The sequence below is a fragment of the Thiothrix sp. genome (genome assembly GCF_028714775.1).
GTDB lineage: Bacteria > Pseudomonadota > Gammaproteobacteria > Thiotrichales > Thiotrichaceae > Thiothrix.
This window is the reverse complement of record NZ_JAQTLS010000033.1, coordinates 1-23,960: the sequence shown is the minus strand read 5'-3', so window position 1 is coordinate 23,960 and position 23,960 is coordinate 1. Positions and strand designations below refer to the sequence as shown.

Annotated in this window: 21 protein-coding genes; 6 read left to right on the top strand and 15 right to left on the bottom strand. The window is 49.1% G+C overall.

Annotated elements, in window-relative coordinates; genetic code table 11:
* Window positions 1-215 precede the first annotated feature (215 nt).
* The gene (locus PHE17_RS20000; protein WP_301017689.1) at window positions 216-881 is read left to right on the top strand and encodes a metalloregulator ArsR/SmtB family transcription factor; all 666 of its coding nucleotides are present in this window, start codon (window positions 216-218) and stop codon (window positions 879-881) included.
* A 27-nt stretch (window positions 882-908) separates the two neighbouring features.
* A complete protein-coding gene (locus tag PHE17_RS19995; protein ID WP_301017688.1) occupies window positions 909-1,658 on the top strand; it encodes an MBL fold metallo-hydrolase in 750 nt (249 codons plus the stop codon).
* Here the strand turns inward: PHE17_RS19995 and PHE17_RS19990 are convergent.
* A complete protein-coding gene (locus PHE17_RS19990; RefSeq protein ID WP_301017687.1) occupies window positions 1,640-2,248 on the bottom strand; it encodes a DUF4395 domain-containing protein in 609 nt (202 codons plus the stop codon). The genes PHE17_RS19995 and PHE17_RS19990 overlap by 19 nt on opposite strands.
* A gap of 65 nt (window positions 2,249-2,313) precedes the next feature.
* Window positions 2,314-2,640 (bottom strand): hypothetical protein, encoded by a 327-nt coding sequence (locus PHE17_RS19985; RefSeq protein WP_301017686.1) that lies wholly within the window; start codon window positions 2,638-2,640, stop codon window positions 2,314-2,316.
* A 272-nt stretch (window positions 2,641-2,912) separates the two neighbouring features.
* Here PHE17_RS19985 and PHE17_RS19980 point away from each other — a divergent pair, with 272 nt between their 5' ends.
* Entirely contained in the window at window positions 2,913-3,203 is a 291-nt protein-coding gene (locus tag PHE17_RS19980) for a zf-TFIIB domain-containing protein (RefSeq protein WP_301017685.1), read from the top strand.
* A gap of 338 nt (window positions 3,204-3,541) precedes the next feature.
* Here PHE17_RS19980 and PHE17_RS19975 read toward each other — a convergent pair whose 3' ends face one another.
* Window positions 3,542-3,763 carry a hypothetical protein gene (locus PHE17_RS19975; protein WP_301017684.1) on the bottom strand — a complete coding sequence of 74 codons (222 nt, stop codon included), beginning with the start codon at window positions 3,761-3,763 and terminating at the stop codon, window positions 3,542-3,544.
* A 592-nt stretch (window positions 3,764-4,355) separates the two neighbouring features.
* Here PHE17_RS19975 and PHE17_RS19970 point away from each other — a divergent pair.
* Window positions 4,356-4,835 (top strand): MarR family winged helix-turn-helix transcriptional regulator, encoded by a 480-nt coding sequence (locus tag PHE17_RS19970; protein WP_301017412.1) that lies wholly within the window; start codon window positions 4,356-4,358, stop codon window positions 4,833-4,835.
* Between the two features lie 12 nt (window positions 4,836-4,847).
* Here the strand turns inward: PHE17_RS19970 and PHE17_RS19965 are convergent, their stop codons facing one another.
* On the bottom strand, window positions 4,848-5,639 hold the full coding sequence (locus PHE17_RS19965; protein ID WP_301017683.1) for an SDR family oxidoreductase: 792 nt from the start codon (window positions 5,637-5,639) through the stop codon (window positions 4,848-4,850).
* 280 nt (window positions 5,640-5,919) lie between these two features.
* Here PHE17_RS19965 and PHE17_RS19960 point away from each other — a divergent pair, with 280 nt between their 5' ends.
* Complete coding sequence (locus tag PHE17_RS19960; RefSeq protein WP_301017682.1) at window positions 5,920-6,126, top strand: GNAT family N-acetyltransferase; 207 nt, start codon at window positions 5,920-5,922, stop codon at window positions 6,124-6,126.
* A gap of 15 nt (window positions 6,127-6,141) precedes the next feature.
* On the opposite strand, the gene PHE17_RS19955 is transcribed toward PHE17_RS19960, so the two are convergent.
* The 10 genes from PHE17_RS19955 to PHE17_RS19910 all read right to left on the bottom strand — a co-directional run bounded on the left by PHE17_RS19955 (window position 6,142) and on the right by PHE17_RS19910 (window position 21,807).
* Window positions 6,142-9,156, bottom strand: a complete 3,015-nt coding sequence (locus PHE17_RS19955) for a DEAD/DEAH box helicase family protein (protein WP_301017681.1) — start codon at window positions 9,154-9,156, stop codon at window positions 6,142-6,144.
* Window positions 9,153-9,806 carry a DUF4276 family protein gene (locus tag PHE17_RS19950; protein WP_301017680.1) on the bottom strand — a complete coding sequence of 218 codons (654 nt, stop codon included), beginning with the start codon at window positions 9,804-9,806 and terminating at the stop codon, window positions 9,153-9,155. The genes PHE17_RS19955 and PHE17_RS19950 overlap by 4 nt, the downstream gene beginning before the upstream one ends.
* 4 nt (window positions 9,807-9,810) lie before the next feature.
* Complete coding sequence (locus PHE17_RS19945; protein ID WP_301017679.1) at window positions 9,811-11,121, bottom strand: AAA family ATPase; 1,311 nt, start codon at window positions 11,119-11,121, stop codon at window positions 9,811-9,813.
* Window positions 11,122-11,194: 73 nt separating this feature from the next.
* A complete protein-coding gene (locus PHE17_RS19940; protein WP_301017678.1) occupies window positions 11,195-11,638 on the bottom strand; it encodes a PDDEXK nuclease domain-containing protein in 444 nt (147 codons plus the stop codon).
* Window position 11,639: 1 nt separating this feature from the next.
* Window positions 11,640-13,502, bottom strand: a complete 1,863-nt coding sequence (locus tag PHE17_RS19935) for a site-specific DNA-methyltransferase (protein WP_301017677.1) — start codon at window positions 13,500-13,502, stop codon at window positions 11,640-11,642.
* A 9-nt stretch (window positions 13,503-13,511) separates the two neighbouring features.
* Entirely contained in the window at window positions 13,512-14,270 is a 759-nt protein-coding gene (locus PHE17_RS19930; RefSeq protein WP_301017676.1) for a DUF4391 domain-containing protein, read from the bottom strand.
* Window positions 14,271-14,341: 71 nt separating this feature from the next.
* Window positions 14,342-15,781 (bottom strand): hypothetical protein, encoded by a 1,440-nt coding sequence (locus PHE17_RS19925; protein ID WP_301017675.1) that lies wholly within the window; start codon window positions 15,779-15,781, stop codon window positions 14,342-14,344.
* The gene (locus tag PHE17_RS19920; RefSeq protein WP_301017674.1) at window positions 15,762-17,192 is read right to left on the bottom strand and encodes an SMEK domain-containing protein; all 1,431 of its coding nucleotides are present in this window, start codon (window positions 17,190-17,192) and stop codon (window positions 15,762-15,764) included. The genes PHE17_RS19925 and PHE17_RS19920 overlap by 20 nt, the downstream gene beginning before the upstream one ends.
* Before the next feature lie 100 nt (window positions 17,193-17,292).
* Window positions 17,293-18,582, bottom strand: coding sequence for a DUF4427 domain-containing protein (locus PHE17_RS19915; protein ID WP_301017673.1), 1,290 nt, complete (start codon window positions 18,580-18,582; stop codon window positions 17,293-17,295).
* A 6-nt stretch (window positions 18,583-18,588) separates the two neighbouring features.
* Window positions 18,589-21,807 carry a helicase-related protein gene (locus PHE17_RS19910; RefSeq protein ID WP_301017672.1) on the bottom strand — a complete coding sequence of 1,073 codons (3,219 nt, stop codon included), beginning with the start codon at window positions 21,805-21,807 and terminating at the stop codon, window positions 18,589-18,591.
* Window positions 21,808-21,907: 100 nt separating this feature from the next.
* Here PHE17_RS19910 and PHE17_RS19905 point away from each other — a divergent pair, with 100 nt between their 5' ends.
* Window positions 21,908-22,699 carry an NERD domain-containing protein gene (locus PHE17_RS19905; protein ID WP_301017671.1) on the top strand — a complete coding sequence of 264 codons (792 nt, stop codon included), beginning with the start codon at window positions 21,908-21,910 and terminating at the stop codon, window positions 22,697-22,699.
* Between the two features lie 20 nt (window positions 22,700-22,719).
* Here the strand turns inward: PHE17_RS19905 and PHE17_RS19900 are convergent.
* The coding region (locus PHE17_RS19900; RefSeq protein WP_301017670.1) for a DUF853 family protein at window positions 22,720-23,960 on the bottom strand (1,241 nt) is incomplete at its 5' end.

Genomic DNA, 23,960 nt, shown 5'->3' with positions numbered 1-23,960 from the left:
CATTTGGTGGAAATTGATGCCAAAATTCGTGACTTGCAAGCCATACGTGCCGTACTGGAACAGATTGCCCAATGCCCAAGCCAGACAGCAGAGCATTGCTACTTGCTGGAGACGCTGGATCAGCGGGTGTGTTGCCTGCCAGAACATTGAAACTGCTTGCAGTTGGCGTTTGTCCATGAAATCATTCAAGCAATTCATTGAATGAGAGGTGCCCAATGCAAACGCCCGGTTTCAAACAGCAGGTCAACGCCCAATTTGCCCTGATCGCGCAGGCACTCGCTTCCCCACAGCGGCTGGAAATCCTCGATTACCTCGCCCAAACCGAGCGCAGCGTGGAAGAACTCAGCCAGCTTGCCAGCCTCACTGTTGCCAACACCTCACGCCATCTGCAAACCCTCAAGCAATCTGCCTTGGTGCAAGTCCGTACCGATGGCAAACGCCGCATCTACCGCCTTGCCGGGGATGACGTGGTGCAACTGATCGCCAGTTTGCGCCGCACTGCCGAGTTGCATCTGGCAGAAGTGGAACGCCTTGCCCACACCTACCTGACCCACAAGGAAGAGATGGAGGCCATCAGTGCCGAAGAACTCCTTGCACGCATCGGACGCGACGAAGTGACCGTGCTGGACGTGCGTCCCACCGCCGAATACGCCGCCGGACACATCCCCGGTGCAATCCACCTGCTGCCGGAAGAAGTTGCGGAACGCTTGCACGAGCTTGATGACAGCAAAACCATCGTTGCCTACTGCCGGGGGCCTTACTGCGTGTACTCCTTCCAGATGGTGCAAACCCTGCGTGGGCATGGCATTACCGCGCTGCGCCTGCAAGATGGCCTGCCGGAATGGAAAGCTGCCGGGTTGCCAACCCAAACCACACATTGACCATAAAACTGCTACGGAGGATTCCCCATGTTTTTCTTGCAACGCGCCGCGCCGTCTGACGCATCCTCACTGGCCTACATGTTCGGTTGTGGCGGCAAAGGCCACGCCATTGCCGTTGATGTCCATGCCGAGGACGTGGACTGGTTTTTGCAGCAAGCCGCGCAACAAGCGGTGAAAATTGATTACGTGATCGACACCCACATCCATGCCGACCACGTATCCGGCGGGCGCGAACTGGCACAACGCTGTGGCGGGCAATACTGTTTGCACGAAAGTTCCACCCCGCAGTTTGCCTTCACCGCGCTCAAAGATGGGCAGGTGCTGACCGTTGGCAATGTTACCGTCACCGTATTGCACACACCGGGGCATACGGCAGACAGCATTTGCCTGTTGGTGTCCGATGTGCGCCGCAGTGCCGGGCCGTGGTTTGTGCTGACCGGGCATACCCTGTTTGTGGGAAGTGCAGGGCGTCCCGACTTGCGCGGTGATGAGGAACGCATGGGGGGCCTGCTGCACGGTTCGATTTTCAACAAGCTGCTGACTTTGCCGGAATACGTGGAAATCTTCCCCGGTGCGCAAGCAGGCAGCGTGTGCGGGGCAGGTATTTCTGGCAAACCATCGTCCACCATCGCCTTTGAAAAGCGCTTTAATACCGCGCTGGTAGCGGATAAGGGGGAATTCGTGGCGGCAATCCTCAGCAACTTGCCGCCACAACCTGTGGGTATGGCGGAGATTATCCGGCGTAATGTGATGGGCAATCAGATATTGGATGCCTGATAGCCCAACACCCCCACCACGGCTAACGCCACTAAGGCGATGAGGGTTTGCAGCAAGCTGATGCGCTGAATATCTTCCTTGCCGCGCACTTCGCAGACCCCGCCGGGACATAGTGTCGGCGGGGTTTTGCGGATCAGGTTGTGTAGCACGCAGCCAATGCAGATGCCAAAAGCGGTTTCACTGAACAGCAAGATCAGGCAAGTGATACAAATGTAGATTTTGATCGGCGTCATCATTTCCAACACCACCACCAGCCAGAACATGATGACCGACAAGGCTAAACCAATGCTCCACGCAAATCGCTTTTGGGCCGCACCCACGTATTCGGGTTTTTGCCGTGACACAAAAAAACGCCCGACGATCAAGCTGGGTGCGTATTTGGGGTTCACCACTACGCGGATAAAAAAGTCCACCATGAAAAATGTGATGAAAATGCTGGTGTAGCGGAAATCCATCGTGCGGTACGCATACAGGAATGACAGGATAGCAAAGACAAATAACAACCCCGCCCCAGCACGGGCTTCGCGTTCGTTCAACACACGGACAGCATAGCCATCCACCACTTCGCCAAAATAGAAATGCTTGCTCATGGAAAAATCTTCCGTTAATACAGAGGTTAATGTTCAGGTGATATAAGTGAGATAATGGGGCAAACTCAGGCGATGGGAGGGCGGTAGGGTACGTCAGCACGTTTGGGCAAGGGTTGGAACGGCAACGCAGGTGGGATGAAACAGTGGGTTGGTGCCGCTGCCACCATTTCCGGTAGGCTCAGGATAAATTGCGCGTGTTGGAGTTGGTCACAATGGCAGGTATCGGCAGACGTTGGGTTTGCGGATGTCTTTTGCTTATCAAGGCAGCAGTGATGGTCAGCCATCTGTATGGTTAGGGGTTGCGTTTTCACATGATGGCACACGCTCGCCGCTGACCAGATTGGCAAGGCAACCATCAATAAGACAAGCAAGAGGACGATGTGTTTACGCATACCGTAGGACTCTAGCAGAAGCGTTTCCTCCGCGCAAAAGCTACCGTCCTGCTTCCCTATTGGATTTTGGGTACGTTTGTTGGGACGAACCCCAAGTAAGGCGTAGCCCCCCATTACCCACTTCCCATTTTAGATGTTTTTGCCCAAAGGCACGAACGGGACTATTCCAGTCCCCCACCAATCTTTTCCAGCCGCCGCTGGGGTTGTGTGGGCTAAAGGGTGAGCTGTTGCTATTATCGCCTTTCCATCATTCACAGGAAAGGAAACCCCGTATGAAATGCCCCGTATGTAAAACCGTCGATTTGGTAATGTCTGACCGCAACGGTATCGAAATTGACTATTGCCCCCAGTGCCGGGGTGTATGGCTTGACCGTGGCGAACTGGACAAGATCATTGAGCGTTCCGCCCCGGTAACAGCATCCCATGCCGCCTACGCGCCACCAGTGCAGCAACCCGTGTATGGCAATCATCATCAGCAGCAACAACAACGGCATCATGACCCGCATTATGGACACCACAAAAAACGGGAAGGGTTTTGGGGTGAGCTGTTCGATTTTGATTGATGCCGTTCAGGTTGCAGCCATTACATTCACCGAAACCATTTGCGCACGGCATAGGCAACCAAGAGTATTGCGACAACTAAGATCGCCAGCCCATCTATGTTTAAAGTGATGTTCATGCCTGATTCGCTCCTGAAGCATATAGGAGGTTTATGCATGATACACCCTATTGTTTGATAAATCAGGGCGGCATTATCCGCCCTGAGCAGCCTGTTGGTGGATGGGCATCTGAGCTTGGATGTGGTGGGGGAGGGGATATTTGGCTTGCTGTTCCAGAATATTATGCAGGGCTTGGCAGCTTATCCCCGGCTGTTGCCAGCACCCTTTGAAGCGATGCCCTATTATTTGGCAGCATCCACACAATCCATGCCCACACCGTAGCGGTTCTGCCGTGGCTTGAGCACTTGTTGGGTCTGGTTGCCGACGATCCCCGACAGTACGTCATAGGCATCGGCCTGCATCCTTAAAACGCCGTCAATATTGCCGACCGCAGCCGCTGCCTGTGCTTCACGGAGGCAGGCCAGCAATTTTTGTTCACGGCTGGAATAGGGTTCATCAATCATGGTTGGTTGCATCGTACTGGTGGTTGCCGTGTAGTTTCTATACGTTTTTGGTAAATTGACCGCCGGGGAGGGCTTGGTTCCGGCGTACCGACAGACAACATAGGGATAAAATGTGACTAAAACGTTGCCTGCACTTCCCCACAACACAAAGCCTATATGGAAGCCATTGGGGGTGCTTCCTTTCCTGTTTTTTATTCATCACTTCGGTTGAAGGCTGAATGTAGGCTGAATAATTAGGTTTGTCAGCTTTAATCCCCTGTTCGGCTAAAAGTTATTCAAATCCAACTGGATGGCAAACAATCGACCTTGGAATCGGGTGCTGGCGGGCACTTGCACAGACTGTGTGGCTTTTCAGTGTGACCAATTAGTTGCCACCATGTGGGATAGGGATGCCTGACAAAACCACTACATGGATTAGAAAGATACCCGGCCACATTCATTGCAAACCAAATTTAAGTCCTGTCAGGCCAAACCCCATCCATGCGCGTTTTACAACCCAATGTTCAAGCGGTTGCCTTGGTGCTGTGATAGCCAGCTATTGCCTAAAGCATTATGGTTAGCCTAAACTAACCAATAATACGGAGCAAATCCCATGCAACTCAGTGAGTGCTTGAAACAAATTGATTGGTATATGTGGCTGCAATGGCGGCGTTATGCTTGTGAAAGCGGCAATGTCAACCTGACGAACACGGAAATGGAATACTTGTACGCCCTGATCAGCAGTAGCCCGCAAGGTATACGCCTGACTGATTTGGCAAACTTGTTGGGCCTTACCAAAGCCTCTGCCAGCGCCATGGTCAGCAAACTCGAAAAGCAAGGGTATGTACAACGCCAAGCCAACCCCAGTGACGCCCGTACTAGCCATCTGTTGCCCACGGAAAAAGCCTTTGATGTGCAAAAAGAAGACCTCAATGCTTACCAGCAGACTGCCGATGCCGTGGGCAAGGTACTGACAGCAGAGGAATTACGCCAACTTCATGCCTTGCTGGGCAAGGTTTGCGATGCGTTATGGTCAGCAGAAACAGGTTCTGGCACATTGGCGGGGCTTTGTATTGACCCTGAAAAAATATGAGCACGCGGGTTTTTAGTGAACCAAGTAATCCGTGCCATCCACGGGGATGATTGCCCCTGAAATAAAACGTGCCATTTCGCTGACTGCGAACAAGGCGATGGTTGCCACTTCGTCGTCCTGCGCTGTCTTCCGCAGTAGTGTGGCAGCGATGTAGTCCTCAAATGCCTGCCGCATATACGGGTTTGTTGCCATCATTGCCGCGACATCCGGCGTGAGGGAAACGGCGGGTTTGAGGATACGGGCAGGGGCGAGTGCGAGGCAGCGGATGCCCAACGGCCCCAGTTCCACCGCCATATTCTTGGTGACGCTGGCAAGGATATGTTTAGTGGCAAGATAATCACCCGGATTCCCCGCCGATGTGACGCTGGCAATCGACAGGATATTCAGGATGACGCCCGGCTTTCCTTGGGCTTGAAGGTATTTGGCAAGCTCGCGGGAAGCTTCATAAGCGGTGTGCAAGTTAATGTTCACGGCCCGATCCCACGCGGTATCAAGACGCCCTCGTGTCGGGTTGGCAGGGAAAATACCCGCATTGTTTACCAGAATGTCGGTGTGTGAAAAGTGTTTGGTGGCACTGCGGATCAGCCCATAAGCAGCATCAGGATCAGACAAATCCAAGGCTAACGGTTGGGCATCAATACCAAAACAGTGCTGTAAGTCCTCACAGTTTTTTTCCAAGGTACACAGGTTCAGGCCGCATAGCAGCATGTCTGCCCCTGCTTCTGCCAGCCGTTGGGCAATAGCTGTGCCCATGCCGCCGTCTGCTTCGGTGACAATGGCTGCCCGACCACGCAGGCTTAACAACTTTCCTAGTGGCAAGGGGGGGGGCACTGGAAGCAAGTGATGTCAGCATGGATTACCCCGGTGTGGCTACTGCTTAAAAAGTGATAGTTAGCCTAAGCTAACTAATTATGCGGAGTCAAGCCCCTGCGGCTGGTTTTCTAAACAGCCTATCCATGCGCCTGCCCGCTTTCCCTTGCGCAGTGGTTGGCTACTATGCGTTGGCAACAGGTAGCGCCATGCTGAATACTGCACCCGGCAAAGTCCGTCGTAATATGCCAGACCCTTTATCTTAGGCTGGTTGGTGGCTGACATACGCTATCAGGGGCAGGGCTTGGGACGGGGATTGCCTAAAGATGCCCTGTTACGTTCCTTGCAAGTCGCGCAACAGGTCGGGGTGCGTGCCTTGCTGGTACATGCGATGTCTGACCAAACCAAGCAATTCTACCTCCGCCACGGCTTTGTGGAATCACCGTTGGATGGCATGAAGCTGTTTGGGTTAGCCGTTTAGGACAATAACCCATCTTCACCATTGCCCCACAAACTCCCCAAACCCATTCGCCTTGGTAAATTGCACGTCGTTTTCCATCGCGGCAAAGTGCGCCCGCCCGCATTTGATTTTACCGTCTTCTACCGGGCGCAGCGCGTCGGATAGCAACGTGCCTTTGGTTTCCACCACGAAATACAGCCGTTCTTTGCCGTCTTGTTCCACCAGCACGGCCCAGTCGGGGTTGTAGGTGCCAAGCGGGGTATCAATCTTGAACCAGCCGGGGAGTTTGGCGTAAAGCTTCACGTCCTCACTCTGCTCCATACCCAAAGCAAAGCTGGCTTCCACATCGGAGTCATACACCACATGCTCATACACGCACTTGGCGGCGGCCTGCATATTGTCGTTGAGGTAGCCGCGCAATTCCGCCGATTCAAACAATTCTTGGGCGTAGAAATGCCCATCGCCGATTTTGTGGTATTTGATGCCATCCACCAGTGCCAAGCGCATGGCTTGCTGGATGATGGCGGTGGCTTGTTCGATAAACTTTTGCGGGTTGCTTTTGAAGTCTTTCAGGCGGCCTGAGCGTTGCAGGATGTCAATCACGCTGCGGCGCGTCAGGTTAGTGGCATCCTGTAAGTAGGTCACGATGTCCGGCAAGGTGTAATCACGCAGGTCGTAGACGTAAGTTTGGGTCTTTACGTCTGTGCCTGCGATTTCGCTACGGTCAATGTGGAGCTTGGCTTCAATGGATTCAAAGCGGGTTTTACCCACGATCATCTCACCCAGTTTGTTGGCGCAAGTGTCAATCAGGTTTTCAGGGGTGAAATTTACCCGGTAGGTGGTCTGGTGCTTGATGCGATCCCACAGCGCGGTGAATTCGGGGCTGAGGTAAACCTGTTTGTTGAGTGCTACGGTTTGTCCTGTGTCGGCATTTTTGATGTTCAGGTTGTTGCCTGCGACTTTGCGCAAAGTGGCGGTAATTGCGTCAGCGTGGGTGGCGAAAGTATCGGGCAGGTTGATACTGCCTGCTTTCAGGGCAGTTTTCAGGCTGTCTTGCACTTTGCCTTTGTCATTGATGTAGCCGCTTGCCAGTAAGTTTTCCCACAGGGTTTCGGACTTGTCTGCACCCATATAGGTGGGTTCTTTGCCTTCTTCCGCTATCACGATATTGGCGAACAGGTGTTTTTCGACAAAGCCGAAGCGGATGCCTTCATCATCCTCAATTTCTTGCTGGAGTTTGGCGGCGAATGCTTCGTAGGACTCGTTTGCCATGACGGTCAGGGTGTTGACGGTGAAACCTTGGATGCGTTCGCCCTGCTGGTTGACCGCCAACCGCAAGCCGCGCCCGATTTCCTGACGCTTTTTTAGGGTGGATGCGGTTTCATTCAGGGTGCAAATCTGGAACACATTGGGGTTGTCCCAGCCTTCACGCAAGGCAGAATGCGAGAAGATGAAGCGCAGGTTGGAATCGAAACTGAGCAGCTTTTCCTTGTCTTTCATGATCAGGTTATAGGTGTTTTCGTCTTCAGCCGTTGTGCCGCTGCTATCCTTGAAACGTATCAAGCTATCCGGGTCGCCTTTTTTGCGCTTGTCGGCGGAGAAATAGCCGTCATGCACTTTGCTGACTTCCGCTGTGGGGTCGATTTCGCCGAACAGGGATCGGTACTTGGGTTTGGCAACCATTGCGCGGTATTCGGCTTCAAACCATTGCGCGTATTTGCCGGGAACAACATGACCCGCTGCGTTGTAGCTGCGGTAATTGGCTACGCGGTCGATGAAAAACAGGCTCAGGACTTTGATACCCATCGGGTTCAGGAGCAGTTCGCGTTCCAGATGTTTTTCGATGGTCTGGCGGATTTGCAGGCGTTTACGCGCATCTTCGTCCACATCGCCAATGGCTTGTCCCAAGCTAAGGATGTCGGGCTTGCTGGTGAAGTCGATGTATTCGCTGCCCGGTGTGCAAACGATGTCGTTGATGATGTAACCATCGTACAGGTCACGCCCGCCGGAAACTTCCAGCAGGTCAGCCCCGGCTTTGAGCTTTTTGCTAATACGTTTTACCCCGCCGCCTTTTTGCAGTGCGTCCAGTTCGATGGTGGCGGTAATGGGTGACTTGCGGTTATCGACGCTGAGCAGTTTGAGGTAGGCTTTGTTATGCCCGTCCTGCACATTGAGGGATTTGACTTCAATCTGTTTGACCAGCTTTTGCTCGAAGGCATCAATCGCGTCCAGTTTGTAGAGCATCTGGTGTTTGTCTGCATGGGTGGCGGAATAGCGCAAGGTACACAGCGGGTTGAGGCTGGCAATCGCTTCCTTAGCTTTGTCGGTTCTGTCTACGCTTTGCGGTTCGTCGATAATCACAATCGGGCAGGTGTCGCGGATGAATTCAATTGGGCGTTGCCCGTTCAATCGGTCGTCAGCACGGTGGATCAGGTTGGCTTTGGTTTCTTTTTCTGGGTCGCTGAAGCTTTTGCGGAAAGCATCAATGTTGATCACCATGATCTGCACGTAGTCGCTGGTGGCGAAGCTGCGCACCTGTTCGCGCTTTTGCGAGTCGTAGATGAAGTAGTCGTAGCGGATGTTCTGGTACAGGTCTTTGAAATGCGTGTTGGTGATTTGCAGCGATTTGTACACGCCTTCCTTGATGGCAATGGACGGCACGACGATGATGAATTTGGTGAAGCCGTAACGTAGGTGCAGCTCGAAAATGGAACGCAGGTAGACGTAGGTTTTGCCCGTGCCGGTTTCCATTTCAACGGTGAAGTTCAGGGCTTTTTTGTCCAGCTTGCTGGTTTGCTTGAGGCCGTTTTGGAGTTGGACGCGGCGCACGTTGTCCAGCAATTCGTCCTCCAGCAACATCAGGCGGTTGCCGATGCCGTATTCGCTGGCGGCGGCAGTTTGCAGCAAATCGCCTTGCCCACGCCCGTTGAATACGGGTTTTGACGTGACGGTGAAGGCAGTTTGGGTGGTTTCCTGCCCTTCAAACACGCCCAAAATGGCTTCCACGGCTTGGGCTTGGTAGGCAAGGCCACTGTCGAACTGGATTTTCATGCGGTGAGTGCGTCCATCTCGGTTTTAAAGGCGTTGAAACTGGGGGATGCGTTGTTTTCAACATCCATGTGCGGGGTAATTTTTTCCGCCCATACGGATTTTTCTGCACCTGCGGCTTTCCAGCCTTTGGCGGATAAGGCACGTGACCCACCGGGGTAGACTGCATCCGCGAGCTTTTCCCATGTGCCACAGATGGAGTCGTTTACGTAGCCGTTTAGAACCGCATTCTGTGCGTTTGGATAGGCAGTTTTGACGGCGGGAATATCCCCCAGAAACCACGCTTCGCCTTCTTCAATGGCAATACAAAAACGGGTTTCAGGTTGGGGATGGCAAGCATCCAGAATCGCCTGCAATTGCCCGGTAAATGTTGTCAGGCATTTATCATCCAAATCACAGACAAGGATAACCGCACACGGAAAATCCGCCCCATACCCAGCAAAGGTTTTGCCGTAACCTTTCAGCAGTTTTGGCAGATTTTCCAATAGGATGCGGTTGCTGGCTGTTTTAGTGTCACGCATATTCGTGGGGATATGACCAACACCTTTGTAGGAGGTAATCTTGTAGCTGTGTCCCTCACCAATCATTGTAGGCACAAGGATTTCCAGCATTTTCTTCCCGGACTGGTCTTCAACGAGTATCTCGAAGTGCATCTACTTACCTCGCATCCAGATAATCACTGTACCATAGGCTTCCCAACGGCAAGCCTTCCGCTACCATGTTTTCAACTAGTTGATCATCACTGGCACGACGGATCGTAGAAAAGCCGTCCTCACCTTTTTCCAATATCCAAACTTCATCTGGATTTAGTGCATCTACAAAATATGGTTGGTGAGTTGTAATAAATACTTGGGAGCCACCCTTTCTCCCCGTAGCATGTTTGCGAAATTCTTGAGCCAAGGTTTCCAGTAATTTGTGGTACAACCCATTTTCTGGCTCTTCGATACACAGAAATGGTGGTGGAGAAGGGTCTTCCAGTAATAATAAGTAGGCAAATACCTTCAATGTGCCATCCGACATTTGCATCTGAGAAAATGGCTTGGAAAACCCTTGGTTCTCAAATAATAGGTAGAGATTCTTTGAAATTTCGTCTCGGTAGGTGCTAATTTTACCGATGCCAGGAATCTTGCTGGCAATTTGGTTTAACACTGCTTGAAAACGTTTGGGGTGATCACGCTCCATAAACTGAACAACATTACTTAAATTGTCTCCATGAATATTCAGGTGGCGTTGAGGCCCACTCCTTGCAATAGAACGAGCAGCATCTGGAGTAAAATAGCTCAAATACCAACTTTCCACGAAGTCACGAAAAGCAGAAATACGCGGATGTTGTTTTAATGATGCTAGTGTCGCAATTCCCAAACGCCGCTTATCTGTCAGTTCAACAACTTCTGTTTCTGTACTTTCTTCTCGTTCGGAATTTGTACTATTCTTATCCAGACCAAGAAGTTCTAATAGGTCACGTAGTTTAGCATCTTCGGTAGCTTCATCAACTTGACGACCTTCTGCATCTCCTTTCCATACGATTCCTTTACCTTCATTCAGGATTAGGAAAGAGAAAGGTCGCCCATAATCTTGTCCTCGCCGCCGCTGACGTAGACGCTCCCGTTTTACGTAAGGTCTATTATCACTATCTAGGTCAATCTCTAGTTCAAACGTAATGGGGCGTGCATTACCATCCTGTTTGTAGTAAATCTCAAATTCAATACCACCTTCTTGCCCCTGTGAATGAATTTTTTCATATCCTCCTCTTCCTCTCGCATCGCAAGCCTCTTCAACACCCATTCTCAGGCAGTCTGCCAGAAAACCAAAAGCATCAAACAATGAACTTTTACCAACGCCATTTTTACCAATTACAACAGTCATTGGCGTGAGTGAATCAGTATTCTGTGCGCTCCATAATTTGCCAAGAGTGATCTGCTTTAATCCTTTAAAGTTTTTAATGCGGATGCCTTGTATCATTGCCATAGGGTTTGCTCCTTACACTCGTCACTAGTCAATACTTGCCTGTTTGATGATTTTAATCTTATTGACGGAAGACTCATGCGTTATTTCCTTGTTCATCCAACAATTGCTGCAATTGCGCTTGTAATACATCGGTATCTGGTAAAGATGGCTGGTAGACAGTTAGGCACTGTTGCTGGGAAATTGCACCAGCCACGTACTCCACCATCATTTCATTGCCATCAATGGCAAGGATGATACCGATGGGGTCGTTGTCATTCGTGGCACTTTCTTTTGCCTTGTAGTGGTTGAGGCACAGTGTCATTTTCTCAATGTCTTGATGTTTGGCTTTGTGCGTTTTCAGGTCAATCAATACAAAACATTTGAGGATACGATGGTAAAACACCAGATCAACGTGGGTGTATGTGCCGTCTACTGGCACTCGTTGTTTTGTGCCGAGAAAAGCCAAACCACAATCCAAGGCTAACAACCGTTGCCATAGGCTGGTCAACGTAGCGGGCGTTTTCTGAAGTTTGCCCATGTCATACACTCCGCACGTCTTCAATCCCCGCCTGTTTGAGGATTTGCACGGCGTTGACCTTCACCACGTCGTCGGCAAAGCCGGAATCGCGGAATACCACGCGCATCAGGCTGTCTTCGGGCTGGAGTTCGTCTTTGAGTTTGGCGATGCCTTCCACGGTGTCGAGCGTGATGGCTTTGTCGAGGCAGACGATCAGTGCGCCCATGCCGATACTGTAGACTGTTTTGCCTGCGAGGGTGTGGGTGGTGATGGGCAGGCTCAAGTCCAGCCCGTATTTGAGCAGGATTTCATACAGCACGTCGTCGTTGCTGCGGTCGTCCTTGAGGCTGTCGGCGAACAGCGGCAGGCTGGTTTCGAGGTCGTCGAACCCCACGTCCCACGGCTTGATATTGGTCGAATCCAGCTTGAAGACCTTGAAACCTACGTCCAGATTGATGATACCGCCTTTATCGGTGCGAATTTTTTCTCCGGCACGGCGAATCCGCTCTTTGCCGATGTCCGCAATCGTGGGGTAATCGGGCTTATCGGTCGGTTCTGGCAACTGCACCATGATGAACTTGCGGTTGCCGCCATCCTCCGCATTCAACGCCATCACCGCGTGCGCCGTCGTCCCACTCCCCGAAAAAAAATCCAACACAATGTCTTGGTTAGCAGCAGCTTGCTCTACGAGTTTATGGATTAGTTCTGGTGGTTTAGGGAAATCAAACAGTTGATTTTCAAATAGGCTTCTAATTGAAGTAGTACCATGCGATGTGAAAACATCATCTATCAGCGTTGGAAACGAAGTAAATTCGCTTTCCAAATCAGCCCGAAACTTTTTTTCTCGCGGTCGCCCATCAGATTTCTTTGGAAATAATATACATCCTGTTCCAATTAACTCTTGCATACGTTCTTTTGCATAACGCCATCCCGTATTTGTTGGTGGGGCGTAGTTTATACCTGAGTCAGGGTCTGTAATTGAGTAATGGAGATTTGGGCGTTGCTCAGGTGATGCTAATCCTAGAATACTTCTACTCATCCAAACACCACGAGGATCGTTATCGGGATTGGAATACTTCGATTCATCCCTAGACCTGCCACGTAAAACTGTCTCACTTGTTTTTGAATATGCGAGTAAATATTCATGGTCTGTTGATACATTTCTAACAGAACGGGCATCAGTGAACTGACGGCATTTCCAAATAAATTGGGCGATGAAGTTTTCTTCGCCGAAGATTTCGTCGCAGAGTTTGCGCAGGTTGGCAACTTCGGTGTCGTCGATGGAGATGAAGATTACGCCGTCGTCCCGCAGCAGGTTGCGAGCCAGTTTGAGGCGAGGATACATCATGTTCAGCCAGTGGGTGTGGTAACGCCCGGACGTTTCGGGGTTGGCGGCGAGCTTGCGCCCGTCTTCCCCGGTCTGCCCGGTCAGTTCCAGATAGTTGGCGATATTGTCGCGGTAGTTGTCGGGGTAGATGAAGTCCTTGCCCGTGTTGTACGGCGGGTCGATGTAGATCATCTTCACCCGCTGGTGATAGCTCTTTTGCAGCAGCTTCAGCACTTCAAGGTTATCGCCTTCGATGAACAGATTCTGGGTGCTGTCCCAATGCTTGGATTCCGCCGGACACGGACGCAATGTCCCCGTGGACGGGGTTTGCGCCAGCCGCCGCGCTTGCGCCTTGCCATGCCAAGTGAAGTTATAACGCTCTTCCTTGTCTTCCACCGCCGTACCCAACAACTCGCGCAAGGCTTCAAAATCCACCCGTTTGCCGCCATCCGCCCCTTCGGTGAGGATTTCCGGGAACAGCGCGGTCAGTTTGGCGATATTGTCGGCGACCAGATCAAGGCTTTGGGTTTCAGCGTCATGGGCGGTCAGCTTGTGCATGGTATTCCTTTAGTCGAGTTGGGCAGTCAATGCCTGTAGCTGTAGCTGGCACTGCTTGGCCTGCATATTCAATTCCAGCTTACGGTTGAACTGGGTTTCACGCTTGAGCGTAGCGCGGATAGTCGTCAATTGCTGTTCCAGCGCATGGAGTTGCTGCAACACGGCGCGGCGTTGTTCCCGGTCAAGCGTGGGTGTTGCCACATAATGCCCGGTATAACGTGCGGTTTCCAGCCCCGCGAGTTTGTCCGTCAGGCATTGCCAGAAGGCGTACAGGTGTTGCTGGTCACAAACCTCAAAGCGGAAGGCTTGCAGGAAACCAAGGGTAGCGGCATCCGGCTCCATGACATTCAGCCAACCGCTATCATGGAGGGTTTCCACCGTCAGGCGGGTATTGTCAGCGCGGTTGATGCGCTTGTCCGCCATCTGGATGCAAACCTGCCCCGCGTGTTCAAACACCAATATCAGCGGGTACTGGATCGCACGTTGCAAAACTTCCCCCAGCCGTTTGACGTGGGCGGGGAACTTGAGCGTGACGTGAATCAGGTGCAGTTCGCTGTAATCGCGTTCCTCATCCTTAAACGGCAGAATGTCGCACGTACCCGCTTTCAACACATGCCGCCACTCCAACGTGTCGATGTCCTGCTGGATGTGCTTGCGGTCGGTCGCGGACAGGTCAGCGTTTTCCAGCAACTGCTTTTTGTAGATGCGGACGGATTGCCGGGTGGAGGCGGGGAGGTTGAGGGTTTTGTAAGGCGGCAGGCTATCCATCAATAGCAATACTCAGTTTCTCATGCATGATGCAATGTTCTAAAGGGAGATTGTACAATATGCTTACGAGATCACATATAAAAACTATAACTGACTTGGGGTTTTTCAGATAAATTGACATATTTCATGATTTCTCCAACTTTTCTTGAACACTCAATAGTTATTGGATAACGCCCATCAAATTGGGTATTGTTCCAATTCATCTTTGTCAAACCTAAAACCTCTTTGCATAAATCCTCAAGAGACGAATCGTGTTCAAAAGCTCTAATCTCCAAGGGTGAAGGCACATACATTCCTGGATAAGTCTTATAAAAATTAACAGCACCTCTTGTATAGAGTATAGCCTTGCTCTCAGAAAGTAATAAAAAAGTTCCTCGCACAGGTGGATATTGATCATAGCTGAACAATCTTATCTGTGAATTCAGTATTGTTACAAAGTCTTTTAAGTGAATTCCTTTTCTTTCAATCGCACGACTAAAACCTGAAATTTCCTCTTCTCTAAAAATACTGGATTTATGAATAACAACCCTAGCGGGCATTTGCATTAACGCATGATCATACTCATTAAGCGCATTCATGAGCAGATCATATGCTTGTTCTTCATTCATATAGGGACGCTTATCCTGTTTGTCAATTTGAACAGGAGTACCTCTTAAAATAACACCATGACCAAACTCATCGAACACTTGGGCAAGACTAGTGGAAACGGTTTCTTTATCACGGCTCTTATAAAAACTAACCCCTACATAACAAGTCTTTGGTTTGTAAGATTCTTCAACCAACCTCCAGGGAATTGTTTTATTCCCTTTATAATAAATTGCTGTGCAAAAATTCCATGCTCGCGTAGCATTATCTTGTTGCCCCTTATTGTTTTTATCAAAGGCTAATGATTTTTCAAGAACCAATTGCAATGGTTTCCCAAGATGCATAGCCCGAGCCTTTAACAACCTTCTAAAGTTATGCTCCATTTCATTAACGGGATTCTTATCTTCTTCCTGATCAGTGACGCCATCTTCTTCTGCATGTTTGGTCTCTTTTGTTACAGCATCAAATATATCATTTGGTATAACGCAAATGATAACATCGACAGGTCTATGCTCAGCCAGAAATCTGATTTGATCAAAATACAATTCGACACAGATTCTAATGCGCTCTTCCCGTGAGTCAATTTTTAATGTTTTTATTAACTTTGATTTCTGAATGGTGCGTATTAATGTGGAACCATATCTAAATTTTGCAAAAAAACCATAATGTTGCGAGAATCCACCAAAACCTCGAAACAAGTTTGGATGTTTGGATTCTTTTGCTTCAATACCTTCCTGACATTTTACGAGCCAGAGATCCAAAAGATCAACCCCTTCACCTCTGCCAACAATTCCAAGGCGTATTTCACTTTGACGAAACTCGTCATTTTTATCGTATACACCAAGAGCTTCTATACCAGCTTTTGGGCATATATGCCTACCATTAGCAAATTCCAATTCTGGTTCATCAAATATTTTCATTTGCATCTTCATAATCCTCGTCGGCGTCGTGGGCTAATTGTTCATCTTCTTCAAGTGAAATTTGTGAGAAAAACTGAAACTCTTCTAAAACACCGAATTTAATCTTATCTTTATGATTAGCTGAATCGGCAAGAAAATATGCAATAAACCTAACAAGATTTCTGACCGAATGATTATGTTCCAATCTTTTTTGTCTAGACAAAAGTTCATCATGATACCTACTTTTTCTGTATAGATTCCAAGTGAAAAACCAGTTAGGACTTACGATGGCAAACCACTCTGAATCAATTTCAACGAAGGAAAGGCCGAATGATAAGTGACGGTGATATGCTGTTTTTGATGGATCTTTGCTCTGATATTTTTTCTCATAAACTGTGCGAGTTGCTGTTCTTTTTCCTATCCAGCTAACCTTTCTGAAATCTCCCCCATATTCAATTGGTAAGAAATAAAATTGTAATTGCTGTTTGCTCCAGCCAATATTGTGCTTTTCAAACTGATCTTTCAGCGTATCCTTCAAAAGAAATTTAAATAGATTTTGATATTCAGCAAGTGAGTGACAAGCTAAGTCATTGACACCTAGTTCTTCAACTGTGCTAGCATCTATCACAGAGTGAAACTTGGTTTCATCTTCTAAATTATAAAAGCTAAATATTTGATTTTCATGAACAACCCAGCCATCAATATCCAAACCTGCAATTCTTAGTGCAAGTTTTGTTAATAATGCCTTTTCAATACTCTTCTTTTTTAATCCATAATCTCTTTGTGCTAATGCAATAGTTGCATCCTTGTTTATGTTAAGTTCTGCGACATATATAGTATCTGGCACATGAATTTTCAGAATATTTGATGTAAGAAGGTAAGGCACATTCTCTGAAGACTTTAGTAGGTCAATTTTTGACTTAACATCACCTAATATGATTCTGAATTCATGAAGCATTCTTTCTTGGGCAGGCAATCGGAGTCGAGTAATAGCAGACAAAATATCTCCAGGATCAATAATATGTTTTGAAACATTGAATGTAATATTTCCATCAATTATTTTATTAACCACATCTTGCGAGTAACTTTTTTGCTTCTTTCTAATGGTAAACACATAAAGCTCATCAAAAGAATTTTTATAACTTCTCTTCTTGAACTGCTCAAGAGTTCCCTTTATTTTTTCAATATCTGTTGATGCAGTCACCTGAAATGCAACACGATCTTGCTCATCACCGAGGTCTATGCCTGGAAAGTTTTTATATTTGCGATTTAAATTTATTAAATTTGGACACTGATATACTTCTTTTAGAATCGGAATCCAAGCATCCTCTGAAATCAAATTAACATCAAGCCTCCCTTGATCAGTAGCAAGATCAACTTCCGTTATTAAACGCCCAACCACTTCTCTTAATTGATTTTCAACTTCAACTTGCCGCACTACAGTTACTCCAAATATTCCGTTGAGTCATGGATTATCCTTTAGAATAAATCATTCTCAGATAAATACTGAGTAAGTTTTTTAAAGGAATTCATCTAAGCTACCAATCACATTCAATTGTTTCATTATAGAATTCATGATTGTCAATAAAATTAGTATAATAGGGAAGGTTATCAAAATTATCACTAAAAGCGACCGAAAAATAGGTACAATTTACGCCAAACCTTTCAGTTAAGCTTAGTGCAATTTTTTTGCATATTTCTTCTTGCATTTTTAATGGGTAGGACTCAAGAGGATATTCGGAATTGAGCAAAGGATCAATATCTAACAAGTATCTTCCCTCACGATTAACTCTTATTAATTTCATTTTTATCAATGAGCGTACAAGATTAGTTTGATTACTGATGAACCACACCCAACTTTTCCCTACTTCATTAGCATAGTTTGGAATATTCCAATCTTCATTTGAGAATTCTGAATTTACTATCTTAGTTATTAAATCCCTATTGATTATTGCTGTTTTTCTAGAAATTTTGAAGAAGTCATCAATATTTATGGCATTCTTATTTATGAGTTCCGACATAGCACTAGGGCTTATGAAGTTTGCACTACAACCAAGCTGATCCAGAGATATAATGAAAGAAAAGAATTTTTTACTTATTACTCCTCTATCTATTATTGTTAATATATCGAATAGAACCTTATTCTTGTCTGACTCGGTTTTTACGATTACACCACAATCTTCTATATCTGAATTTATAAAATAAAACGCAGGATGACTTGAGAAGTCTTCTATTACCCCTTCCTCATATAAATTGTGGCGGAATTCATCAATAGATTCCGTATACGGCCATCGCCATTCTCGCTCATGTGTCCAATCTATCGGTCTTGAAGAGACAGGGTTATATGTTACATATCTATATTGCTCATGCACCGGCAACAATGCTGAATCAAGAGTTCTCTCACCTTCTATATTCGGCGAAATATAAGGAAGATTAAGTCCAGCCAGTCCATATATTACAGGTCTTGCCCCTAGTTTAAACATATCCTTCTTTGGAAAAAGAAAAGCATAATTACTAATCTTCTCTCCGCGACTAAGCCTTTCTTCACTGGTTTGAATAAATGCTGCAAGTGGCATGTCAGTAAAACAGACCGTTGGGCAATTTCCATATATTGTTCTTAATCCATTTCGATAAGACCAAGATGCAAATAATTTTCCATGCCGTAATGCAATGCGCATTAGAAAAAGCGCATCCAGCCTGGAGCTATGATGTAAATTATTAAATCCACAGAACTCAGGGAAGTCGATATGGCTGTCACTTTCTAAGTCAACATCTCTAAAGAAATGAATTAGATAATCTGATAAATCAAATCTAATATTGTTTCTCATGAAAGATTATCCGACAAGTAATAAATAGTTGCTTACTTCAAAGTCTTCGATGCCTTGCGATTCACCCGGAGCAAGTACCGTCCCACCCCGACTAAACAGGCTCAACACCCCGGTTTCCTGACTCTTGCCCGCAATGCTGTCGATAGCCTTTGCCAGCAACTGCTGATAGAGCTGCATATCTGCCCCTTTGCGGGTGCTGCGGTTGAAAGCGTTGACGGCGGTTTCATCCGGTACAGTATGCCGTACTGCCAATTTTTTCAGGCTATCCAGCACTTGTCGGGTAGCGGTGAATGGGTGCTTCACCTCACCCTCTGCGGTGACATACACCAGAAAATGCGGGGCAAGCGCGTAGTTGCTGTCGGTCTGCACCGGGTTACGGATGTTCTTGAGGCAGAAAATCACCCCCGGTTCTAGGCCGTCATTCCGCAACGCATCGTCAAGGCTGGCAACCGCAAACAAGCCCATTGGCGATTGCTCCAGCACACCTTGATAGGCTTTCATGTAAGCCGACAAATCCATGCGGAAGTCGTTGAGTGTCAGGTCGGTGATAGAAACCCCGCCTGCCAAGTCTTCCAAATCAAGCACGCTTTCCTGTAGCTGTTCCAGTTGCTTGCGGCGGTATTCGAGGTCATTCATCTGGCTGGCTTCATCCTGCACAATGATGTTTTCCTCACCCGTCGCGGAAATGTCGAGCAGCACCATGCGCCCGCTGACCCGTGCTTCGAGGTTGATGTATTCATCCAGTGCCATGTTAGGCCAGAAATTCACAAGCTGGATGCGGGTATTCTTTGAGCCTAAACGGTCAATCCGTCCGAACCGCTGGATAATGCGTACCGGATTCCAGTGGATGTCGTAGTTGATCAACGTGTCGCAGTCTTGCAGGTTTTGCCCTTCGGAAATGCAATCGGTAGCAATCAGCAGGTCGATTTGCGGTGCATCCCCAGTAATAATCTTTTCACGTTCTTTGGAGATGGGCGAGAAGTGCATCAGCAAACTGCCCAAATCGGTATTGACCCCTTTCAGCGTGGTCTTGTTGCTGCCCGAACCTGTCACCAATGCGCCATGCACACCCAGTTCCTGCAATGCCCACGGTGCAAGCTGTTGGTACAAGTAGATGGCGGTGTCAGCAAAGGCGGTGAAAATGATCACCTTGCGGTTGCCGGGATTGATGGGTTGGTTGATCTTGGAGCGGATCAATGCCTGCAATTCGTGCAGCTTGGCATCCCGTGCCGGACTAATCGCTTGTGACTCTTCCAGCAGGTGTTGCAGTTGGTAGCGGTCTTCTTGTAAGTCCTGCCTCCACCTGACCAAATCCATGTCCTGAATCAGTACCTTGATCTTGTTGCCAATCAGTAAGGCATCCCATTCTGGGCTATCGAGGTCAAGGTTTTCGATACTGAGTTCTTCAATCTCGGCGGTTTGGTGCTGTTCCACTTTCTCCAGCAGGGTATCGACCTGTTCCAGCAAGCTATTGACCGTCAAATGAAAGGAGTGGATCGAGCTTTCCATGCGTTTGAGCAGGTTGACGCGCATCAGGTGGATGAGGCTTTCTTCCCGGTCAGCTTGCCGGAACACGCCGCCTTGCCCACCTTTTACCGCTTGGTCGTACTGGCGGCTGTATTCATCACGCTTGTCTGCCCGCACATACTTCAGCGGGGAATACGCGCCCAAATGCAAACGGCGGATGGTGCGGTTAATGGCATGAAGCGGCGGGAATTGGCTGTTGCTGTCAATGTCCGCCTTGATGTTGTGTGGCTTGAGGCGTTGCGGGAATTTGCCGATGTCTGCCGTGCCGTAATACTTCTCGATGTGCTTGCGTGAACGGGCAATGGTCAGCAAGTCCAGCAGCTTGAAATAGTCGAAATTCAGACTGTCCAACAGTGATTTTGCAGTACGTTGTTCAGGGCTTTGCTTGACCCATGCGTTGAAGCGGCTTTGAGCCTTGCGTAAGGTCTGTTCAATGCTGGTTAGTCCATGATCCGCCAACGCATCATCCCGCCCTTCGGTAATGAAGGCGACCTGATTCTTGAGGTCGTTCATACGATTGTTGACGGGTGTGGCGGACAGCATTAGCACCTTGGTTTTTACCCCAGCACGGATAATGGCCTGCATCATCTGTGAATAGCGGGTTTTGCCATCCTTGCGCGGATTGTTGTTGCGGAAGTTGTGCGACTCGTCGATTACCACTAGATCGTAATTGCCCCAGTTGAGGGTTTCCAGATTGATTTCCCCGGAAAAGCCGCCTTCACGGGTAAGATCGGTGTGGTTCAATACATCGTAGTTGAAACGGTCAGCCACCAGCAGGTTGCGCTTGTCGTTGACTGTGTAGAGCGTCCAGTTTTCACGCAGCTTTTTCGGACAAAGCACCAACACCCGGTCATTGCGCAGCTCGTAGTATTTGATGATTGCCAGTGCTTCAAAGGTTTTCCCCAAGCCCACACTGTCGGCAATGATGCAGCCGTTATAACGCTCCAGTTTGTCGATTGCCCCGATTACCCCGTCACGCTGGAAACGGTAGAGCTTGTTCCACACGGCGGTATCTTTCACCCCCGTTTTGCTGCGGATGATCTTCTCTTCGTCGATGTCTTCAATGTAATCCTTGAAGATATTGTAGAGCGTCAGGAAGTAGATGAACTGCGGGGAATAGTCGCGATACAAGGCTTGAAGCTGGTGCAGCAGGGTTTGTTTGGCATCGTCAACCGCGTTGCTGTTCCACAAGCTGTCAAACCAGCCCAACATGGCGCGGGTATTTTCGTTATCAGCAAAGCCCATGTTCATGTGGAAACCGGGGGATTCGCTGTAACCCAAACCGGATGTGGTGAACTGTGAACTCCCGTTAACCGCAAACCCGGTTTGGTCGGAGTGCTGGATATGAAACAGGTTGCTGCCCACCATCCCCGCCTGCTTAACCTGCCGCACGGTGACTTTCTGTTCTAACCATTTGGCGCATTCACGGGCAATGTGGTGTTGGGTTAAGCGGTTACGCAAGCGGGTTTCAAACGCATCGCCAGTAAGCTGAATCGGTAATACGTTGGCGACATCGTTGGTGATTCCCGCAGGGGCAAGCAATAAGCGCAAACTTTCACTTTTGGTCAATTCCTGTTTGAGGGCATCAAAAGCGTGCAGGGAAAACAAGGCGCATACAAACGATAGCCTGTCACCTGAAATCAGGTTTGCTTTGAGTTTTTCGCCGACTTTGCCGGAGGATTTGTTGTCGATGAGCATGAGGTGTTGCCGAACATCTGAATGAATTACATTGGCTGGATATTAACCGATTATTGCATGGTAGTATTCGGCTTAAATGATTTTATCAGTAATAGGGATTATGCAACTCGACTTCACCCCCATCATCGCCCAAGTCTTCACAGGCTTCCTCTGGCTTTTGCCATTATTTTTGTTGGTCGCTTTCTTCAAATCCGCCCGCTTCAAAGGTGCAATGGGTGAATGGGCGGTCAACGTAGCCTCCAGTCTTGCCCTCAATAAGGACGACTACCACCTGATCAAGGATGTGACCCTGCCCACCGAAGATGGCGGCACAACCCAGATTGACCACATCATTGTGTCCCGCTACGGCATATTCGTGGTGGAAACCAAAAATATGCAGGGCTGGATTTTCGGTGGCGAACAGCAGCCGATGTGGACACAGAAGATTTACAAACAGTCGTTTAAGTTCCAGAACCCGCTACGCCAGAACTATAAGCACCTGAAAACACTGCAAGCCTGTCTGGCGGTTGAGCTGAAATACCTGCACTCAGTGATCGTGTTTACAGGGGATTGCACCTTCAAAACGGAGATGCCAGCCAATGTGCTGCGTTCAGGGGGATACATCCGTTACATCAAGTCGATGACTGACGTGGTGTTGTCGGAAACACAAGTCCGGGAATACATTGCCGCCATTGAAGCAGGCCGTTTAGCACCCTCCCTTGCTACCCATCAGGCACATATCCAGCACCTCAAAAGTGCCGCATCCAAAAATCCCACGGCACAACCTACGTGCCCTCAATGCGGTAGCCCGATGGTGATGCGCGAAACACGCAATGGTCAGAATGTGGGCAAGATGTTCTGGGGATGCCCGCGTTTTCCGGCTTGCCGGGGGATGCGTAAGATTGGTGGTTGATGGTAACTCCCCCAGAACCCTTACCCCACAATCACATTCCCAAACGGCGGTTCCGCCATCCCTTCGCGCCGCAACTGCACTGCCACCACTTGTTTGGCCCGGATGTATTTCAGGGTGTCCTTGCCCAGCCGCAGTTTGGTGGTTGCCGTCTGCCAATGGGTGGGGTGCAGCCCCAAGATCAGGGTTGCACCGACATTGGTGAGGAAACTTTCCGGGAAATCATTCGGGCTTTGGCTGGCGCACCACAGGCCAATGCCGAACTTGCGGGCTTCCCGCGCTATCACGTTGATAATGTCGCTGCCATCCTTGCTGAAAAACTTGTGCGCCTCGTCCAGAAAAAGGATGTGGCGCACTTCCGTGCCGCTGAGGGTTGGCCCCGCCTGTTTGTGGCGCTCAAAGATGGCACGCAGGCGGAGTTTTACAAACAGGATTTGCTGTTCATCGGTGAGTGACCTGAGCTGGTGTACCCGTGCATGGGTGTCACCAAACGGTGGTGGGTTGGCGCGGAATATCCCGGCAGAATTGAGCAGTTCCAGCCGTTGCAGCACGGATGCCAAGGTATCCGCCGAATCATACTTGAGCATGTCTTCCAGTTCCCGCCCGGTCTGCATGGCTTCGATGAAGGCGGCATAGCTGCTGGTGCAGTTGTCCTTGCTGGTGTTGAGCTGCTTGCCCAACTTATCGAGTTCATCATCACTGCTGGCCTTGGCGTACTTGCCTTGCAGGGCATTCAGGCGTTTGTAATGGCGGGCAAGCTGTTCCAGTGCACTGATGCACTTGTTGTCACCGCCGAGGGTAAGGGCGGTGAGCTTGCGCCGCCCGTAGCTTTTGAGGTCATCCAGCGTCGGGTAATGCTGCTTGAGAGCTTGCCAGTTACGCGCATCGGTCAGTTGCTTGCGTTGGGCTTCGGTGATGCTATGCCGCTGCCATGTCTGCGGGTTGTCAGGGTAAATGCCTGCCATCGCGTAAGTGTCCAACAGCAGGTTGCGCAAGACCATCTCCTGTTTGATACCCAATTGCGGGGAGGCTTCACGCACCAATCCCAGCAGGTATTCGGTTTGGCGGTTGACCCCACCCGTGTGCGGGTCAGTGTCCAGCTCCAAGGGGTTGTAACCGTAGCCAGTGGCCTGTGAATAACGGCAGGCGTTAGCGCCGGGGATGCCGTCCAGTTCGTCATGCACATCGAACACATCCACCCCAATGCCTGCCTGTACCGCGCTGCCCAACAGGCGTTTGGACTGGAACGATTTGCCCGTGCCGC

What these genes read in the sequence shown, in the direction of transcription:
- PHE17_RS20000 (WP_301017689.1), top strand. Translation starts at nt 216, where the DNA reads ATGCAAACGCCCGGTTTCAAACAGCAGGTCAACGCCCAATTTGCCCTG.
- PHE17_RS19995 (WP_301017688.1), top strand. Translation starts at nt 909, where the DNA reads ATGTTTTTCTTGCAACGCGCCGCGCCGTCTGACGCATCCTCACTGGCC.
- PHE17_RS19990 (WP_301017687.1), bottom strand. Translation starts at nt 2,248, where the DNA reads ATGAGCAAGCATTTCTATTTTGGCGAAGTGGTGGATGGCTATGCTGTC.
- PHE17_RS19985 (WP_301017686.1), bottom strand. Translation starts at nt 2,640, where the DNA reads ATGCGTAAACACATCGTCCTCTTGCTTGTCTTATTGATGGTTGCCTTG.
- PHE17_RS19980 (WP_301017685.1), top strand. Translation starts at nt 2,913, where the DNA reads ATGAAATGCCCCGTATGTAAAACCGTCGATTTGGTAATGTCTGACCGC.
- PHE17_RS19975 (WP_301017684.1), bottom strand. Translation starts at nt 3,763, where the DNA reads ATGATTGATGAACCCTATTCCAGCCGTGAACAAAAATTGCTGGCCTGC.
- PHE17_RS19970 (WP_301017412.1), top strand. Translation starts at nt 4,356, where the DNA reads ATGCAACTCAGTGAGTGCTTGAAACAAATTGATTGGTATATGTGGCTG.
- PHE17_RS19955 (WP_301017681.1), bottom strand. Translation starts at nt 9,156, where the DNA reads ATGAAAATCCAGTTCGACAGTGGCCTTGCCTACCAAGCCCAAGCCGTG.
- PHE17_RS19950 (WP_301017680.1), bottom strand. Translation starts at nt 9,806, where the DNA reads ATGCACTTCGAGATACTCGTTGAAGACCAGTCCGGGAAGAAAATGCTG.
- PHE17_RS19945 (WP_301017679.1), bottom strand. Translation starts at nt 11,121, where the DNA reads ATGGCAATGATACAAGGCATCCGCATTAAAAACTTTAAAGGATTAAAG.
- PHE17_RS19940 (WP_301017678.1), bottom strand. Translation starts at nt 11,638, where the DNA reads ATGGGCAAACTTCAGAAAACGCCCGCTACGTTGACCAGCCTATGGCAA.
- PHE17_RS19935 (WP_301017677.1), bottom strand. Translation starts at nt 13,502, where the DNA reads ATGCACAAGCTGACCGCCCATGACGCTGAAACCCAAAGCCTTGATCTG.
- PHE17_RS19930 (WP_301017676.1), bottom strand. Translation starts at nt 14,270, where the DNA reads ATGGATAGCCTGCCGCCTTACAAAACCCTCAACCTCCCCGCCTCCACC.
- PHE17_RS19925 (WP_301017675.1), bottom strand. Translation starts at nt 15,781, where the DNA reads ATGCAAATGAAAATATTTGATGAACCAGAATTGGAATTTGCTAATGGT.
- PHE17_RS19915 (WP_301017673.1), bottom strand. Translation starts at nt 18,582, where the DNA reads ATGAGAAACAATATTAGATTTGATTTATCAGATTATCTAATTCATTTC.
- PHE17_RS19910 (WP_301017672.1), bottom strand. Translation starts at nt 21,807, where the DNA reads ATGCTCATCGACAACAAATCCTCCGGCAAAGTCGGCGAAAAACTCAAA.
- PHE17_RS19905 (WP_301017671.1), top strand. Translation starts at nt 21,908, where the DNA reads ATGCAACTCGACTTCACCCCCATCATCGCCCAAGTCTTCACAGGCTTC.